This is a genomic window from Aquirufa sp. A-Brett2-15D (genome assembly GCF_054558735.1).
The window spans coordinates 97,116-113,465 of the sequence record NZ_JBSKFT010000001.1; the positions used below are offsets into that span (position 1 = coordinate 97,116).

Annotated in this window: 17 protein-coding genes; 7 read left to right on the plus strand and 10 right to left on the minus strand. The window is 39.5% G+C overall.

The genetic code is table 11. From position 1 onward, the window contains the following. Window positions 1–3: 3 nt before the first annotated feature. The gene (locus tag ACST14_RS00450; RefSeq protein ID WP_459459461.1) at window positions 4–1,362 is read left to right on the plus strand and encodes a peptidylprolyl isomerase; all 1,359 of its coding nucleotides are present in this window, start codon (window positions 4–6) and stop codon (window positions 1,360–1,362) included. A 140-nt stretch (window positions 1,363–1,502) separates the two neighbouring features. Here ACST14_RS00450 and ACST14_RS00455 read toward each other — a convergent pair whose 3' ends face one another. The 3 genes from ACST14_RS00455 to ACST14_RS00465 are packed head-to-tail and all read right to left on the minus strand — an operon-like array spanning window position 1,503 to window position 4,043. Continuing rightward, on the minus strand, window positions 1,503–2,297 hold the full coding sequence (locus ACST14_RS00455; protein WP_459459463.1) for a thymidylate synthase: 795 nt from the start codon (window positions 2,295–2,297) through the stop codon (window positions 1,503–1,505). A gap of 1 nt (window position 2,298) precedes the next feature. Beyond that, window positions 2,299–2,736: an OsmC family protein gene (locus ACST14_RS00460; RefSeq protein WP_459459465.1), complete on the minus strand. Its 438-nt coding sequence runs from the start codon at window positions 2,734–2,736 to the stop codon at window positions 2,299–2,301. Between the two features lie 2 nt (window positions 2,737–2,738). Continuing rightward, complete coding sequence (locus ACST14_RS00465) at window positions 2,739–4,043, minus strand: alkaline phosphatase D family protein (RefSeq protein WP_459459467.1); 1,305 nt, start codon at window positions 4,041–4,043, stop codon at window positions 2,739–2,741. Between the two features lie 40 nt (window positions 4,044–4,083). Between ACST14_RS00465 and lysA the strand changes: the two genes are divergently transcribed. Beyond that, the gene (gene lysA, locus ACST14_RS00470; RefSeq protein WP_459459469.1) at window positions 4,084–5,322 is read left to right on the plus strand and encodes a diaminopimelate decarboxylase; all 1,239 of its coding nucleotides are present in this window, start codon (window positions 4,084–4,086) and stop codon (window positions 5,320–5,322) included. A 351-nt stretch (window positions 5,323–5,673) separates the two neighbouring features. On the opposite strand, the gene ACST14_RS00475 is transcribed toward lysA, so the two are convergent. Further along, entirely contained in the window at window positions 5,674–7,104 is a 1,431-nt protein-coding gene (locus ACST14_RS00475; protein WP_459459471.1) for a circularly permuted type 2 ATP-grasp protein, read from the minus strand. A 149-nt stretch (window positions 7,105–7,253) separates the two neighbouring features. Between ACST14_RS00475 and ACST14_RS00480 the strand changes: the two genes are divergently transcribed. Both ACST14_RS00480 and ACST14_RS00485 read left to right on the plus strand, forming a co-directional pair. Then, window positions 7,254–7,721 carry a methylated-DNA--[protein]-cysteine S-methyltransferase gene (locus tag ACST14_RS00480; RefSeq protein ID WP_459459473.1) on the plus strand — a complete coding sequence of 156 codons (468 nt, stop codon included), beginning with the start codon at window positions 7,254–7,256 and terminating at the stop codon, window positions 7,719–7,721. Window positions 7,722–7,736: 15 nt separating this feature from the next. After that, window positions 7,737–9,404 carry a PHP domain-containing protein gene (locus tag ACST14_RS00485; protein WP_459459475.1) on the plus strand — a complete coding sequence of 556 codons (1,668 nt, stop codon included), beginning with the start codon at window positions 7,737–7,739 and terminating at the stop codon, window positions 9,402–9,404. Here the strand turns inward: ACST14_RS00485 and ACST14_RS00490 are convergent. After that, a complete protein-coding gene (locus tag ACST14_RS00490; protein ID WP_459459477.1) occupies window positions 9,394–10,116 on the minus strand; it encodes an LOG family protein in 723 nt (240 codons plus the stop codon). The genes ACST14_RS00485 and ACST14_RS00490 overlap by 11 nt on opposite strands. Before the next feature lie 69 nt (window positions 10,117–10,185). Here ACST14_RS00490 and rpiB point away from each other — a divergent pair, with 69 nt between their 5' ends. Further along, window positions 10,186–10,629, plus strand: a complete 444-nt coding sequence (rpiB, locus tag ACST14_RS00495) for a ribose 5-phosphate isomerase B (RefSeq protein WP_459459479.1) — start codon at window positions 10,186–10,188, stop codon at window positions 10,627–10,629. Window position 10,630: 1 nt separating this feature from the next. Here rpiB and ACST14_RS00500 read toward each other — a convergent pair whose 3' ends face one another. Then, window positions 10,631–11,986, minus strand: a complete 1,356-nt coding sequence (locus ACST14_RS00500) for a DUF6427 family protein (protein ID WP_459459481.1) — start codon at window positions 11,984–11,986, stop codon at window positions 10,631–10,633. Between the two features lie 100 nt (window positions 11,987–12,086). On the opposite strand from ACST14_RS00500, the gene rbfA reads away from it, so the two are divergent. Both rbfA and ACST14_RS00510 read left to right on the plus strand, forming a co-directional pair. After that, a complete protein-coding gene (gene rbfA / locus ACST14_RS00505) occupies window positions 12,087–12,482 on the plus strand; it encodes a 30S ribosome-binding factor RbfA (RefSeq protein ID WP_459459483.1) in 396 nt (131 codons plus the stop codon). Window positions 12,483–12,486: 4 nt separating this feature from the next. Further along, window positions 12,487–13,722, plus strand: a complete 1,236-nt coding sequence (locus tag ACST14_RS00510; RefSeq protein ID WP_459459485.1) for an ABC transporter permease — start codon at window positions 12,487–12,489, stop codon at window positions 13,720–13,722. Here ACST14_RS00510 and ACST14_RS00515 read toward each other — a convergent pair. The 4 genes from ACST14_RS00515 to ACST14_RS00530 are packed head-to-tail and all read right to left on the minus strand — an operon-like array spanning window position 13,700 to window position 16,329. Beyond that, window positions 13,700–14,938: a dicarboxylate/amino acid:cation symporter gene (locus ACST14_RS00515; protein WP_459459487.1), complete on the minus strand. Its 1,239-nt coding sequence runs from the start codon at window positions 14,936–14,938 to the stop codon at window positions 13,700–13,702. The genes ACST14_RS00510 and ACST14_RS00515 overlap by 23 nt on opposite strands. Next, window positions 14,935–15,390, minus strand: a complete 456-nt coding sequence (locus ACST14_RS00520) for a hypothetical protein (RefSeq protein WP_459459489.1) — start codon at window positions 15,388–15,390, stop codon at window positions 14,935–14,937. The genes ACST14_RS00515 and ACST14_RS00520 overlap by 4 nt, the downstream gene beginning before the upstream one ends. A 1-nt stretch (window position 15,391) precedes the next feature. After that, the gene (locus ACST14_RS00525) at window positions 15,392–15,661 is read right to left on the minus strand and encodes a hypothetical protein (RefSeq protein ID WP_459459491.1); all 270 of its coding nucleotides are present in this window, start codon (window positions 15,659–15,661) and stop codon (window positions 15,392–15,394) included. Continuing rightward, the gene (locus tag ACST14_RS00530; protein ID WP_459459493.1) at window positions 15,658–16,329 is read right to left on the minus strand and encodes a zinc ribbon domain-containing protein; all 672 of its coding nucleotides are present in this window, start codon (window positions 16,327–16,329) and stop codon (window positions 15,658–15,660) included. The genes ACST14_RS00525 and ACST14_RS00530 overlap by 4 nt, the downstream gene beginning before the upstream one ends. Window positions 16,330–16,350 lie beyond the last annotated feature (21 nt).

Here is a 16,350-nt window from a genome sequence, read left to right on the forward strand (position 1 = left end):
TATATGAAATTGAATCGTTGGGTTTTAGGTTGGTGTTTGGTTCTAGGGAGTTTATCTGCCTTTGCACAAGAGGTGGAAAATAAGAATGTATTGGATCGCATCATTGTGAAGGTGGACAATTACTTCATTTTAAAATCTGAGGTGGAGAATCAATACCAGCAATACATTACTAGTGGCCAGGCCGACGCACCTAATCGTTGCCAAATTTTAGAGGGTTTAGTTGTAAATAAGCTCATGCTTGCAAAAGCAGAGATTGACTCTGTAATCGTAGAAGACAAGCGTATAGAGGCTGAATTAACTAGCCGGATGGAACAGATGGAAGGACAGTATGGTTCTGCCAAAAACATTGTAGAAGCCTACGGTAAATCAATAGCGACTTTGAAGGAAGATTTACGTTCATCTTTGAAAGAGCAATTAACAGGCCGGAAAATGCAGGATAAGATTACGGATGATGTAAAAATCACGCCTAAGGAAGTGGCTGCTTTTTTCAATGAAATACCTCGGGATTCCTTACCTTATTTGCCTGCAGAAGTGGAGATTAGTCATATCATCCGAATCGCTAAGCCTAATAAGAATCAAAAAGAAGAATTGTATGCGAAACTGATGGACTTCCGTCGTCGTGTAGAGAAAGGGGAAAGTTTTGAAGATTTAGCTAAAGTTCATTCGGAAGATTTAGGTTCAGGAAAACGGGGTGGTGATTTAGGTTTTGCCAAACGTGGAGCAATGGTTGCCCCTTTCGAGGCAGCTGCTTTACGTATGAAACCGAATCAAATGTCTGAGGTTGTCGAATCAGAATTTGGATTTCACTTAATTCAATTGCTGGAGATCAGAGGTCAAGAATACCATGCTCGCCATATTTTATTAAGACCGGATTATCAAAAATTAGATCTGACTGACCCTACTAAATTTTTAGATAGTATTCGAGTTCTTGTACAACGCGATTCTACCACATTTGAAAAAGCTGCTAAAGAATTTTCGGAGGATAAACCTACTCAAGATGCTGGCGGCGTTTTAATGGATTTATCAAATGGGGCGAACCGGTTAACCTATGATGGCACTATGGATCCAGCTTTGTTCTTTGCGATTGATTCCATGCAAGTAGGTACCATTTCAACGCCTATTCCATTCCGTACGGATGATGGACGCTCTGCAGTTAGAATTTTATATTACAAAGCAAAGCATCCTCCTCATTTTGCGAACCTAAAAGACGATTACCAAAAACTGGCTCAAATCACCTTATCGCGCAAGAAGAACAATGCTATTGAAAAGTGGTTCATGAAAGCTAAAGACGACGTGTTCATCTTCATTGATGAGGAGTATAAGGATTGTCGGATTTTAGCAGCTGAAGGGGGAGTAAAATAGTAAAGCACAGAGCATAAAGCATAAAGGTGGTTTCGCCTCCGGCGATGATTCATGAAATGTTTAATATACCCATCAAAAAAAGCGGCTACTGCCGCTTTTTTTGATTCCACCTTTATTCTTTGTGCTTTATGCTCTGTGCTTTATACCGCGACAGCCGCCTTTATCCCAGGATAAGGATCATATCCTTCTAACGTAAAGTCTTCGTATTGGAAGTCTAAAATATCCTTTACGTTTGGATTTATTTTCATGGTAGGCAATGATCGAGGCGTTCTGGATAATTGTAATTCAACCTGTTCCATGTGATTGCTATATAGGTGGGTGTCGCCACCGGTCCAAACAAAATCACCCAATCCTAAATCGCATACCTGAGCGATCATCATCGTTAGCAAGGCATAAGAGGCGATATTAAAGGGTACACCTAAGAATACGTCGGCAGAGCGTTGGTATAATTGACAGGACAGTTTTCCATCCGCTACATAGAACTGAAAGAAGGCGTGGCAGGGCATTAAGGCCATTTTAGGCAAGTCTGCTACATTCCAAGCGCTGACGATAATGCGTCGAGAATCAGGATTAGTTTTTAGGGTTTGAACGGCCTCTTTTATTTGGTCAATAACAACCCCATTAGCACCTTCCCAACTTCTCCATTGTTTTCCATATACAGGACCTAAGTCCCCGTTTTCATCTGCCCATTCATCCCAAATGCGCACACCATTTTCGGTTAAATACCCAATATTAGTTTCGCCTTTTAAGAACCACAATAATTCATGAATGATGGATTTAAGGTGTGTCTTTTTCGTAGTTACTAGTGGGAAGCCATCTTCTAAATTGAAGCGCATTTGGTAGCCAAAAACACTCGTCGTTCCTGTACCAGTACGATCAGATTTGAAAGTGCCATTTTCCTTAATATGTGTCAATAAATCTAAATATACTTGCATGTTAGGCGTCGAATTTTTCTCCGTTTAAAAGTAAGGTATGGGTAATGGTAGCACTGGGCTCTAATTGAGCCGTGGCAGAACAATATTTGTCCATGGACATTTGGATAGCTTTGAGGGCTTTACTACCATCGATTTCCCCCTTTAATTCAAATTGAATGTTTATTTGATGAAATGGAGATTTCTCTGTCCCTTCGATTTTTTCGCGATCCCCTTGAACGCGGATTTGAAAATCGTCTACGACTTGTCTTTGCTTCTTTAAGATTAAGATCACATCGATGGCGGTGCAACCACCAAGTCCCATTAATAAGAGTTCCATGGGGCGTGCGCCAGCATTATGACCACCGATTCCTTCCGCGGCATCGATGTGCACGGGAATGGGAGAGGAGCCTTTGGCCTCAAAGTGAAAATCTTGATCTAAACGGTTTAATACTACTTCCATACTTATTTTAGGAGATTTGATTTAATTTCTTTAGTCCATAATGTCTCCCCTTTTACATTGAAAAGAGTGATAGTTAAGGTACGGTCTTTTAATGGTCCTGTGACTTCGATTTTAGAGAAAGCTCTTTCTTGTAGCAAAGTCCCCTCCACCAATGTCGCGTTATAATCCTGCTTCACCGCATCAGCTTTTCCCGCAGTCATGGGAGAAACGGTTAAATCATATAAAGGATAGGTTCCTTCACGCTCCATTTTGTTCAAGTTAGAGATATGGCGATCGCCAGATAAAAAGAGAACACCAGGTATTTTGCGGTTCTTTAATTCTTTCAATAAATAGGTTCTCTCGGCCTCGTAATTGGCCATATTTTCAAAAACTTTAGCTGGGCTAATCACCTGGCCTCCGTTCACGATAAATTTAAAGCTCGCTTTAGAGGAGATTAAAGCATCTAGTAGCCAATTCATTTGTTTGGCGCCCCAGTAGTCCTTATTAGGATCATTTAATTCATTAGGAGCCTTGTTCCAGCGGTCATCCATCAAGAAGAATTCGACGTCAGCCCATTGGAATTTACCTGTAATACCTTCGTTAGGGAATACAAAATTAGGATTACCCCAATACAATTTGAACATCTCTAATGACGTATTTTTTAGTGGGAAAGAACGGTCAGAATCATTGGGGCCATAATCATGATCATCCCAAATCGCATACTGGTGCACATTCGCTAATAAAGGCTGCATTGATTTTACAGCGCGTGCGTGGTCATTGCGGTGAATCATTCCAGTTCGTGTATAATCTGGCTCGCGGTAATAGAAATTATCCCCTCCCCACAGCATAAAATCAGGATTCTTTGCATGCATGGCAGCATAAACCTCATCTGCGCCGCCATAGCCTCTTCCTGGGCGATCGGTCGCTTCTTCATTGACATAATTACAAGTCCCGAAAATAAAAGAAAAAGCAGGAGGATCATGGCGATATTGCCAAAGATCTTGTGTTTGAAACTCTAAGCTATAATTAAAGGCCATTTTTTTGCCATTCACATATACCTCGTACTCGTATTTTTTCCCCATTGAAACCTCATCAGCGATTATTCTAGCGATGTAGGCTGTGGATTTTTCGGTATGAATGGGATCTGTTTTATGCTTGGTATTTCCCCCCTTTTCCCAATATTGAATAGTCACATCCGCTGATTTTTCTGTCTGTACCCACACTAAAACCTCTTTCATTTCGGAATAGCCTAACATAGGACCACTCTTAATTTGGGCTTGTAGGAATACGGGCGCTAAGAGGAATAAGGCGATAAATATTCTTTTCATGTTCGTTAGATTAGTATCTTTGTGGCTTACAATTTTCCTTATGGCATATTATTCAATTCAGAACATTCCTTTAACAGATTTGGCCAAAGAATTTGGTACACCTCTTTATGTATACGATGCTAACAAAATTAGGGAAAAAATTTCGGTTTTAAGAGCCGCTTTTGAGGGAATTGATTTGACCATTAAATATGCTGTAAAGGCCAATACCAATTTGTCCATTTTGCGTTTAATGAAGGAGAATGGTGTGGATATGGATGTGGTGTCTCCACAGGAATTAGAGATGGGTTTGATTGCAGGTTATGAAGGTTCAAATATCACTTTTACGCCATCTGGAGTTCATTTTTCAGAAATTGAATATGCCGTTTCAAAAGGGGCAATAGTTAACTTAGATAATTTATCGGTACTCGAAAAGTTTGGCGCCACTTATGGCTCCTCACAGCCTTGTTTGATTCGCATTAAGCCACACGTTTTTGGGGGTGGAAATGAGAAAATAATGACAGCTCATCCGGAATCTAAATTTGGTATTTCGATTCATCAAAAAGCGGAGATTCTAGCCATTATTAAGAAATATGACATGCAAGTGATCGGCTTGCACCAGCATACCGGTTCAGATATAAAAGACGGTAAGACCTTTGAACAAGCTGCTTCGGCGCTTTTTGATTTTGCTTACGACTTTAAAGACTTGCAAATCATCGACTTAGGTGGTGGATTTAAAGTGCCTTATTCTCCAGAAGACCCAGGGGTTAATATGAAAGAAGTAGGCCAAATAATGAGCAACGCCTTTCTCGTATTTTGTGCTAAATATGGTCGTGAATTACGCCTTTGGGTAGAACCAGGCAAGTTTTTAGTCAGTGAAGCTGGAACTTTTTTAGCGGAAACCAATGTCGTAAAACTGGATCCGGTGAAAACGTTTGTAGGAATTAACACAGGTTTAAATCACCTAATTCGCCCCATGATGTATGGTGCCTACCATTATATTTTTAATGCCTCTAATCAGGACAACTCTAAACAATCCGCCTACCGAGTAAGCGGATATATCTGTGAGACAGACACTTTCTCTTTTGACTTTAAAGGCAAAGAAAATGAGCGTCTGTTAAATGAGGTCAAAGAAGGTGATATTATAGCGATGGCTAATGCTGGAGCCTATGGTTTCACCATGGCCTCTCATTATAATTCTCGTTTTCTTCCTGCCGAAGTTTTAGTAGATGGTGGCGTGGCGCGAGTGATTCGGAAGAGAGAGACGATGGAGGATTTGCTTAAAAATCAAGAGCTAGGATAGCACTTGATTTTTAAAAGCATAGAGCATAAAGCACAAAGTATAAAGGTGGAATCAAAAAAGGGGCGAAGGCCCCTTTTTTGATGAGTATGGTGTCAATGGACAGTTGTCTGTAATTACTAGACAGTAATCAGTTCGGTGTCTCTACTCTCTAATCTATACTCTAATGTCTACTGACTACTGTCCACTGACCACTGTCTACTGTTTGAGGGGCGGAATCATTCCAATTTTCCCCACAGATATGTAGTAATGTGTATGCGGCAAAATTATTTGGCCTGTCAATTTCCCTTCTTTATGTAGTAGGATTTCGGGGGCGGAATCATTTGATCTTTCAACGATTCAGACCCCGAAAACCTAATACATAACCCACGTATCCTTCGACCCACCCCCTTGCGAAGAATTCACCACAAGCGAATCTTTTCTTAAGGCCACCCGCGTCAATCCACCTGGCATGACGTTCACTCCATCTCCATATAAAATGTAAGGACGTAAATCTACGTGCCGGCCCTCTGCGTGATCTTCGATTAAACAAGGTACCCTCGATAAAGAAATAGTCGGCTGTGCGATGTAATTTCTTGGATTGTTAATTATCAAGGTTTTGAATTTCTCTTGTTCTTCTTTGGTAGACTTTGGTCCTATTAACATACCATAGCCTCCTGCCTCATTCGCCTCTTTCACCACGAGTTTCTCGATATTCGCTAACACGTAGTTGCGATCCTCTTCTTCGGAACAAATGTAGGTTTTGACGTTTTGAATGATGGGCTCCTCATTTAAATAGTATTTAATGATGCGAGGGACATAGGCATAGATCACTTTATCGTCTGCCACGCCTGTTCCTGGCGCATTCGCGATGGCTACTTTGCCCTTTTTATACACATCAAAAATACCAGGAATTCCAATCATGGAATCTGGGTTGAAGACTTTAGGGTCTAAAAATGTATCATCGATTCGTCGGTAAATAACATCGACGATTTGAAAACCTTTTGTGGTACGCATTTTTACATAGCCTTCATGAACGACTAAATCACGCGCATCTACTAGTTCTACCCCCATTTGTTGAGCGAGATAGGAGTGCTCAAAATAGGCTGAATTATAGATACCTGGAGTTAATACGACAACGGTCGGATCGGGTCGGTCGCTAATGAAACGTAACATTTCTAATAACTTATTGGGGTAATCAGAAATGGATCTAATCTGTGTTTTGGCGACCACTTCGGGAAAAGTTTGCTTTAATAATTCCCTATTTTCCATCATGTAGGAAACTCCGGATGGACAACGTAAGTTATCTTCCAAAATCATGTATTCCCCGTCACTTCCTCGAATTAAATCGGTTCCAGTAATGTGTATATAAATGTTTTTGGCAGGTTTAATTCCGATGCAGGCTTTTAAAAAGTCCTTAGAGGAATGAATAATCTCTGCAGGTATGATGCCATCTCGGATGATCTTTTGATCGGAATAAATATCGTTTAGGAATAGATTTAATGCCGTGATGCGCTGAATAAGTCCTTTTTCAATTTTTTCCCATTCTTTCGCTTCGACTATGCGGGGGATGATGTCCACGGGCATGATGCGCTCGGTGCCTTCATTTTCTGAATACACATTGAAGGTGATTCCCATGGCCATTAAGGCTCTTTCTGCCGATTGCTGACGGCGCAAAAACTCTTCTTGTGTGAGTTGTTCTGCGCGTTCCTTGAAGTGTTCATATCCGCCGCGCACACTGCCATCCGCTTGGAACATTTCATCGAAAAATCCGTCTGTTTCGTAGCCTTTAAAGGAAAAATTCATGCCATTGATTATTTAAATGCTTGATATGATGATAATTTAGAATTTTATTTTTGGATTGATTTTCCAAAGCTTTATAATTTTTTATATTTTACTAAAATAGCCTTTTAATTATTGGAAATTTACCATTTTTTGTCTGATATTGATGTCTTATGGCTATCTCTACTTTTTATTTCTCTAGTCCCATTGGAATTTTGCATGTTCAATTATCAGATGATGGTTTGCAATCTTGTTCTTTTGTAGAGCAAGCTTTTTCAGAAGTAATCGAACACCCTGCTGAAGCTCAACAAATTAAAGACCTATTGAAGTCGTATTTTGAGTCAGGAAATTTAGCACCTTTTCCCATTGACCCGAAGGTGGGAACGCCTTTTCAACAGAGTGTTTGGCAAGAATTAAAAAATATCCCGAAAGGGCAAACAGTCAGCTACCTTGACATAGCTAAACGCCTCAAAATGCCTAAAGCAGCTCAAGCTATCGGTAATGCTAACGGCCAAAACCCCATTTTACTCTTTTATCCTTGTCATCGAGTAATCGGTTCGACGGGTAAACTAGTTGGTTATAGTGGAGGACTGTGGCGCAAAGAATGGTTACTGGCAAAAGAGGGAGCCACTTTATTTTAGCTTATATTTGTAGCCATGGAAAATGATCAAATCGTAGACGTACTCGAGCTCTTAGTAAAGCTTTGGGATCTGCATGGGCTAAATGAATTTAAGAGTAAAAATTTAGCCTTTGCTGCGCGTGGTCTTGATAAATTTCCAGGATTGATAGCTAATTTATCGGAGGATGAATTACTCGCAATTCCTGGTGTAGGGAAGGTGGTGGTTAAAATAGTGCAAGATGTGGCAACTTCAGGTACCTGTTCGGATATGGAACAAATCATCGAACAGACACCTCCAGGTTTATTATTGCTATTGAAGATTAAAGGATTAGGACCTAAAAAAGTACGTACGATTTGGCAAGAATTACAGATTACGGAAATCGATGATTTATTAGCCGCCTGTGAAGATGGTAGATTAGGTAATTTGAAAGGTTTTGGCGGAGCCGTTGTCGAAAGTGTTACCTTAAATATACACTTCATTAAGTCTAATTCCAGCAAATTGCGTATAAACAAGGCGCAAGATTTAGCGGATGAAATCGTACAAGAATTATGCACCACTTTTACAAAAGTGTCCATTGTTGGAGAGTTAAGACGAAATTGTGAGGTGATTTCATCCCTTGTATTTTTAGTAGAGACGGATGACCTATTTGGTGCTTCAAGTCATTTACAATCAATCGATTCTTTAGATGAAGATCTAAAAGAATCCTCACCATTTACTTGGCGAGGGTTTGCGAAGGGACATTTGATTCCCGTTGAAATTCATTTTGCCTCTTCATCTGAGTTTGTTTCTAAAATTTTTGCTTTGTCTGCAAGCCCGGAGCATTTAACGCAGGTTCACTTTTATGAGCGTTTTGAGGGTAAAGAGTTGACCGATGAAAAGCATATTTATGCCAGCCAAAATCTGTCTTATATTGAACCCGAGATGCGAGAAGGACTGCAGGAATTTGAATGGGCTGCGAATCTGGGGGATAAAGCGCTAGTGAACTACGAGGATTTACGCGGTTGTTTGCATAATCACTCTACTTATTCAGATGGTAAAAATAGCCTTAGCGAAATGGCTGAAGCTTGTCGAGCCTTAGGCTTGAGCTATTTTGGCATAGCGGATCACTCTAAATATGCGGCTTATGCGGGAGGACTTAAAGAAGAGGATGTGCTTCGACAACACGCTGAAATAGATCAATTGAATTTACAGTGGTCTGATTTCCAAATCTTGAAAGGAATAGAAGCGGATATTTTACCGGACGGTAGTTTGGATTATGACGCCTCCGTTTTATCCTCCTTTGACTATGTGGTAGCCTCGGTGCATGCGGGCTTAATGATGGATCTAGAAAAAGCGATGCCACGCGTCATGAAAGCTATTGAAAACCCATTTACGTCTATTCTAGGTCATCCTACCGGACGTTTGTTGTTAGTAAGACCAGGTTTTCCACTTCAAATGTCGAAAATTTTAGATGCCTGCAAAGCGAATGGCGTATCGATAGAATTAAACGCTAGTCCTTACCGCTTAGATCTAGATTGGCGCCACATTTATGAGGCAATGGACAAAGGTGTTTATGTTTCCATTAATCCAGATGCCCATGCCATCGCAGGTTTGAGGGATATGGAATGGGGAGTTAAAGTAGGCAGAAAAGGGGGGCTCTTAAAGGAATTGACTTTGAATGCCTTGACTTTGGAAGATATAAAACGCTTCTTTTCTAAAAATTAGGTTTCAATAAGTACTTCGCATAGAAGTCGTCAATGACACGAACTGCCTCCGTAGGCGTGTCTACTAGGGCAAATAATTCAAGATCCTCCTCGTGAATATTTCCCTGTGCCACCATCGTCTTTTTCATCCAATCGATTAAACCGCTCCAGTATTCTTTTCCGACTAAAACCACCGGGAAACGACCTATTTTATGTGTCTGGATCAAAGTAAGGGACTCAAACATCTCATCTAGCGTACCAAATCCGCCTGGCATAATGATAAATCCCTGAGAATATTTTACGAACATGACCTTGCGAACAAAGAAGAAGTCGAAGTTCATATTTTTATCGGAATCGATATAGGGATTAGGTGTTTGCTCGAAAGGCAATTCGATGTTCAAACCTACGCTACGCCCTCTTTCACTCGCTGCCCCTTTATTTCCCGCTTCCATAATTCCTGGTCCACCACCTGTAATAACTCCATATCCATGGCGGACTAGTTTAGCGGCAATTTCTTCTGCTATCTTGTAATAGGGATTGTCAGGACTCGTTCTAGCTGAGCCAAAAATGGAAACGCAAGGGCCAATCTTCGATAATTTATCAATGCCCTCCACGAACTCACTCATGATTTTAAATATTCTCCACGATTCCTCCGACTTAATCTGAGCCCAGGTTTTATCACCAAAAGCTTGTTTGATTTTTTCTTCTTCCTCTTTCCAGCTGTTCTCCGTCATAATTTTCAAAATTGTTTCCTAAATGTAGGACTATTCCTTTTACCTTTGCAATAAATAAAACACAAATTTATGAATGCTCCATTAAGTTTTGCAGTAGGCGGTGACCACGCTGGTTTTGATTATAAGAATGATCTAATCGTCTTTTTAGAGGCTCAAGGGATCTCTGTAAAAGACTGTGGTACGTATTCAGCGGATTCAGTGGACTATCCAGATTTTGCTCATCCCGTAGCCGAAGCTGTCGAGAAAGGGGACGTGAGTTTTGGTTTATTATTGTGTGGAAGTGCGAATGGGGTTGCCATCACAGCGAATAAGCATGCGGGAATTCGTGCTGGATTAGCGTGGAATACGGAAGTAGCTAGTTTAGTTCGTCAACATAACGACGCAAACATCTTGTGTTTGCCTGTACGTTTTATTTCTTTAGACGAAGCTAAGGCTTGTTTGCAGGTATTTATAGATACTCCTTTTGAGGGAGGTCGTCACCAAGGTCGGGTCAACAAGATTTCTTGTTGCTAAGCTATTTTTTGCGGTATAATTTAGGACCTACTAAAACGTATTCTTGCGTTATAGAGGGAAGATGTTGCTCGATTTTTTTAAAATAACCCTCTGAATCATAGATATAGGTCGGTCGATCTTTTACAAAATACTCCTGAACGATAATGACGTTTTTATAGGAATTCAAATTGCTCAAAAGAGGTTTTGCTAAATCCCAATTTACAAAAGGGCCCACCATTTCATTACCAAGGTATTCTTCGATTTCTGGTCCTAAAATCAGCAGTTTTTGGCCACTTATTGGGATTTTATGCGTTGTTTGTATAGTCCCACTATCTTGTCTATAAGTGAAAAATACAGAGGCCAATAAAACTAAAAATAGTAGTTCTTTTTGCCAGTATTTTTTTAGTAAATAAAATATATTTAGACCTAAATAGGCAAATGGAGGCAATAGAAGGACAAAATTGATTCGATGGTATGCGGGAAAATTGGTAATGGCAATTAGACTGAAAAACAACCAGATTAAGGTTGTTTGTTGTGCTTTTTGGGCGTGTGCACGAATCTTGGGATTGCCTACCACTTTGTATAGGCCGAAGATTCCAAATACAATGGCTGGAGCATAAAAAAGGAGAACTTGTAGACCTTCTTTTTGAGAAATTAGTTGAAACTCGAAGGCTGAATTACGGTATACTTGCCATAAATAGGGAAGGTTTCCTCGGAAGGAAAATACAATGGATGTAATGGCTAACACGAATAGATAGCCTATTAAAACGAGTAGTATTTGTCGAATTGAAATACCAGAATAGAATAATAAACTTAAAATGGCCCAGGGAAGTAACCAAAAATAGGCAGGGAAAAACAAGGTAGCGGTGGCAAGATAAATGCCAACTAAAAATACCCGGTCATTCACTAATAAGGTTCTTTGCTGTTGAATAATTTCTTTCCAAGCTAATAAAAGAAATGTTAGGCCTATCAAGGCTGGATCAGGTACATGAAATTCCATGGTTAAGTGGAATAACAAAAGATAGATCCCAAAGGCCATTCCACCCATTTTAGGCATTAATTCAAATTGTCTGATAGTCTGGTGGAAAATATAAGCTTGAAGGCTGATAATGCCAAATGCGATGTAGGGGTTAGATGATATGGGAATAGATAAAAAATCCAAAAATTGGTAAAATGCAGTGGCAAATGGACCCGTATTGTCTCGAATATCTTTGTAGAGTCGAAATCCTTGATTTAGTTTTTGGCCAATTAAATAGTTCTTTATTTCCCATGGGAAAAAACTAAATCCTTGCTGAGTCTGCAGAAATGCAAAAAATCCACCTGCTACCACGAAGAGTAGGATAGAAATTAAGCTATTGGATTTGATAAATTGAAACATATTTGGCTAAACAAAGCGCTAAATTACGGTGATTCCAATTATTATTATGAAATTTGTAGGTGTTTTTTGAGATAAAAAGACCTAGATAAAGAGAGCAAGCATGGAAACGAAGCGTCAGCAAAAATTTGGCCGTCAAATACAGAAAGATTTAAGTGATATTTTTCAGAAAGAATTTAAAGAGATTTTTGGAAAAGGACTGGTAACCGTCACAGAGGTGAAGATTAGCCCTGACCTTTCGGTGGCTCGTTGTTATTTAAGCTTCTTATTAATTGATGACAGGGAGTCTGTCATGGACGAATTAGATAATAGAAATAAAGCGATTCGTAATGCCTTAGCCATTCGTATTCGCAAGCAAGCGCGTATCATCCCTAATTTAGTATTCTTTTTAGACGATACGGCAGCTTATGCAGCTAAAATTGAGGCCTTATTCGAAGGTTTAGTTATTCCACCTGCAGAGGATGAAATTCCAAATAGGGTGGCAGATGAAATAGATTAATTCAATGGGCATTTCCTTATTTGTCGCGAAAAGGTATTTTTTTTCCCCATTTAAGGCGAGTTTTATCACCTTGATTTCCCGTATATCTATGATAGGAGTGGGGGTGGAAGTGATGGCTTTGGTCCTGATATTGTCCGTATTTAATGGTTTAGAAGATTTCCAAAGGGGTTTATTCAAAACCTTTGACCCAGATTTAACACTCATTTCTAGTTCAGAAACTCGATTTTCCGTGAGTCCGTCTAAAATCAAAGAGATAGCAGCTGTGTCCGGCGTGCGCTCCGTTCAATCCATACTCGAAGATCAAGCCCTAATTCGGTATAATGGCAAGCAATTAGTAGTTACACTGAAAGGTGTAGATTCGTCCTTTATTTCGTCTAAACGGTTAAAAAATCAAGTAGTGGATGGAGATTACTTAGTGGAATATGATGGAAATCCCTACGGAATGGTTGGGGCTGGTGTTTTTATGGCTATGGGGATGAATTTTGAAGATATTTATCATCCTATAGAGGCTTGGTATCCTAATCAAAAAGCTTTAGCTAAGTTTCAGGTTAATGTAGATGCTGCAAATCAGAAAGCATTTTTCCCATCAGGGGTATTAGAAGTAGAGCAGACATTCGATAACCAAATGATAATCGTGCCTTTAAAATGGATGCGGGATTTGACTTTATCAGATACAAATTCCGTTTCAAGAATGGATATAATGTTGCAGGATGGCGCTAACGATAGGGAGGTTCAGGCAGCTATTCAAAAAATTATAGGGTCTACATTTCAAGTCCAAACCCGAGACCAACAACATGCCATTTTATTACGTGCCATCAAGATTGAGAAGCTATTTGTATTTATTCTGATGGCATTTATTATGGGGATAGCCTCGTTCACTCTTTTCTATGCCTTATCACTTTTAGTCATTGAAAAGAGAAAAGACCTGCGAACCTTATTAGCTATGGGGATTACTAAAAAGCAATTATTGCGTATTTTTCTCTCGGTGGGTTTATTAATTAGTTTTAGTGGAGCCCTGGTGGGGATGGGATTAGGCTTTGCTTTGGGCTTGATACAACAAACGTTCGGAATTATCCCTTTAGGAATCCCGAACGCTTTAATTGATGCTTATCCATTACAGATGGAATGGCTTGATTTCTTAATGACAGCACTGGTAGTGATTGTCATCACTTTCTTGGCTTCCATTATCCCCGCTCGAAAAGCGGTACAAATGACTTTTAATCAGCCAAAGGCGGATTAAATTCTCCTTCCCATTTCGAAACTACACAAGTAGCCACGCCATTCCCAGCGACCGACGTCACCGTTCTACCCATATCTAAAAACGGATCAACACCCAGTAATAGAGCAATTCCTTCCGCTGGAAGATTAAACATGGTTAAGGTTCCCGCTATGATAACCAGGGAAGCGCGCGGTACTCCGGCTATTCCTTTGGACGTAATCATTAACGTTAACAGCATGGTGATCTGTTGTTCTAAACTCAGGTGGACGCCATAAGCTTGCGCAATAAATCCAGTGGCAAATGTCATATATAACATCGAACCATCTAGATTAAAGCTATATCCTAAGGGCAAAACAAAGCCGACAATACGTCTGCTACAGCCAAATTTCTCTAATGCAGCAATCGTTTGAGGAAAAGAAGCCTCGGAACTCGCCGTTGAAAATGAAATGAGTAAGGCTTCTTTTAATTCTTTTAATAGTTTCCAGTATTTTATTCCGTTCGCTAAGCAAATGATCCACAAGATTACAACGGTGAAGAACAAAAGGCCGCCCATAAAACATAACATTAAATAGCCATAGCTGATTAATATACTCAAACCTTTATTAGCTACTACCGTGGTCATTGCTGCAAATACAGCATATGGAGCCACTTCCATGACATAATTAACCATTTTGAAAATGACCTCTGCTAAGTTTTCAAACACATGAATCAAGCGTTTGCCCACTTCTCCGATAGAACCGAGGGCTACGCCAAAAAACAGAGAGAAAATAACAATTTGAAGGATTTCATTTTCTGCCAAAGCCTTAAAAAAGCTATCTGGAAATATGTGTAAAATAAAGTCCTCTAAGGTTTTTGTTTTAGAGGCGTCTATGCCTGTTGCTGTTCCGGCTGCTGGTTTTGGCCAGCTTTGTAAGCTACCCGGTTGTGTTATATTTACCACAACTAAACCAGTAACTAAAGAAAGAATAGTGGCAAAATAGAAATAGCCAATCGTTTTTATCCCTATACGTCCTACTGCATTGAAATCCCCCAGTTTAGCAATTCCGACCACAAGCGTACAGAATACTAAGGGCCCTACGATCATTTTGATCAGGCGGAGGAAAATCTTGGATACGATTTGGACTTTAGCTCCTAAATCTTGACTTACTTCAGGTTCGAAATACAAGAAAAAGAATTCACCTAGTACTAGACCGAGGATAAATCCGATGATAATTTTATTAGTTAATGTTAATTTCATAGCGGGTCGATGAGGGATAAATATTTTTTATAAAATGGTATTCGGTAGAAAATCATTCCCCAAAGAAAAGGGAAAAGAAGGTAATTCAAAAATAGCTTTCCCGTGTCGAAAGAAATCTCATCGATTATCTCACAACTTAGTTCCGTGATTTTCTTCACTCGATGCTTGTGTTGCCAGTATTGTAATCCAAAAGGCATCTTCACTCCTTGATCAATAAAATACCATTCATCTGTAGTATCGACATCCTCTGTTATGAGAGAACTCCAGGTCAATTTAGAAATTATGATATCTATTTCAAGAATAACTTGGTCCTCCTTTTTGCATCCATCGAATCGTTGAAGGGATACGCGCGGGAAGGGGGGCGATAATTTTAGCAATAAATCAGCTGTAAAAAGATCTTTTACATGGCTGACAGGGGCTTGAATAGAGGTTGAAATGGAGTAGGATAGCATATTAGGCTATCAAAAGCTTAAGTAATGCGGCAAAAAATGATTTAATCCCGATCGCAATGTATTTAGACCAGCCTCTACTTTCTTCCGATGTTTCCGTTGATTCCTGCTCTGTTAAATCTTGCTTATTTAACTTAGGCGAATTCGCTGGCATTGCTTTCGCAGAAGAATCTACAAGTATTATTTTTGCCTTAGGATTAAGAGCTGAATATTCTACTCTGCCAAAATTGCAAAAAAACAAAATCGTAAAAACAGCGATTAGTCCTTTTCTCATTTGATTTTCTGTTTCGCTGTGTCCACAGCCATTTTTTGGGTGGCTATATCACTTTCAGTGGTTTTTTGATCTAATTTATTTTGAACCTGATTCGTCAAAATCTTTTCTTTCTCAATTTTGGCCTCCTTCAAGCGCTCCTCTAAATTATTAATTTGGCGTTGATTAGAATCTAATTCACGAACCAAACGTTCAGCTTGTTTGCTGTTTTTTCCTTGAGTAGAGAGTAACTCAGTTAACTTATTTTCTTCTACTCTAACACCTTCTTCTAAATCAACAATTTTTATAAAATCTTCGATCCAGGCGCTAGCCTCGCTAATTTTAGCATGTCCAGTTTGAATGTAGTCATCAGATCCTGTCGCAATCGAAATAAATAGTTTAACCTTTTTATTTTCTTCTGAAACCTTAGAAACGACGATTAATGGACTGTCCGAAATACTTGAAATCTTTAAATCGGAACTAGAAAAGGATCCATTTTTGCCTTCGATCACCTTGCCAAATTTACTTAAATACGCTTTCCAGCTAGCTTTGGCATACTTTTCCTGCGTATTTACAAATGTATAAACTCCTTCTTTCTTTGATTTGTCAATTTCTGACATCCCAGTGAACACTTGTGCCGAGGCACTTAAAGTGCAGATAAAAAGGAAAATGAGGATGAATATTTTTTTCATATGGGCTCAAAATTTTATTAA

Bases quoted from the DNA above. Each gene is read 5' to 3' on its own strand.
- ACST14_RS00455 (WP_459459463.1), bottom strand. From the start codon at position 2,297: ATGCAAGTATATTTAGATTTATTGACACATATTAAGGAAAATGGCACT.
- ACST14_RS00465 (WP_459459467.1), bottom strand. From the start codon at position 4,043: ATGAAAAGAATATTTATCGCCTTATTCCTCTTAGCGCCCGTATTCCTA.
- ACST14_RS00515 (WP_459459487.1), bottom strand. From the start codon at position 14,938: ATGAAATTAACATTAACTAATAAAATTATCATCGGATTTATCCTCGGT.
- ACST14_RS00450 (WP_459459461.1), top strand. From the start codon at position 4: ATGAAATTGAATCGTTGGGTTTTAGGTTGGTGTTTGGTTCTAGGGAGT.
- ACST14_RS00525 (WP_459459491.1), bottom strand. From the start codon at position 15,661: ATGAGAAAAGGACTAATCGCTGTTTTTACGATTTTGTTTTTTTGCAAT.
- ACST14_RS00480 (WP_459459473.1), top strand. From the start codon at position 7,254: ATGGCTATCTCTACTTTTTATTTCTCTAGTCCCATTGGAATTTTGCAT.
- lysA (WP_459459469.1), top strand. From the start codon at position 4,084: ATGGCATATTATTCAATTCAGAACATTCCTTTAACAGATTTGGCCAAA.
- ACST14_RS00485 (WP_459459475.1), top strand. From the start codon at position 7,737: ATGGAAAATGATCAAATCGTAGACGTACTCGAGCTCTTAGTAAAGCTT.
- ACST14_RS00490 (WP_459459477.1), bottom strand. From the start codon at position 10,116: ATGACGGAGAACAGCTGGAAAGAGGAAGAAGAAAAAATCAAACAAGCT.
- ACST14_RS00510 (WP_459459485.1), top strand. From the start codon at position 12,487: ATGGGCATTTCCTTATTTGTCGCGAAAAGGTATTTTTTTTCCCCATTT.
- ACST14_RS00460 (WP_459459465.1), bottom strand. From the start codon at position 2,736: ATGGAAGTAGTATTAAACCGTTTAGATCAAGATTTTCACTTTGAGGCC.
- ACST14_RS00530 (WP_459459493.1), bottom strand. From the start codon at position 16,329: ATGAAAAAAATATTCATCCTCATTTTCCTTTTTATCTGCACTTTAAGT.
- ACST14_RS00500 (WP_459459481.1), bottom strand. From the start codon at position 11,986: ATGTTTCAATTTATCAAATCCAATAGCTTAATTTCTATCCTACTCTTC.
- ACST14_RS00475 (WP_459459471.1), bottom strand. From the start codon at position 7,104: ATGAATTTTTCCTTTAAAGGCTACGAAACAGACGGATTTTTCGATGAA.
- rpiB (WP_459459479.1), top strand. From the start codon at position 10,186: ATGAATGCTCCATTAAGTTTTGCAGTAGGCGGTGACCACGCTGGTTTT.
- rbfA (WP_459459483.1), top strand. From the start codon at position 12,087: ATGGAAACGAAGCGTCAGCAAAAATTTGGCCGTCAAATACAGAAAGAT.
- ACST14_RS00520 (WP_459459489.1), bottom strand. From the start codon at position 15,390: ATGCTATCCTACTCCATTTCAACCTCTATTCAAGCCCCTGTCAGCCAT.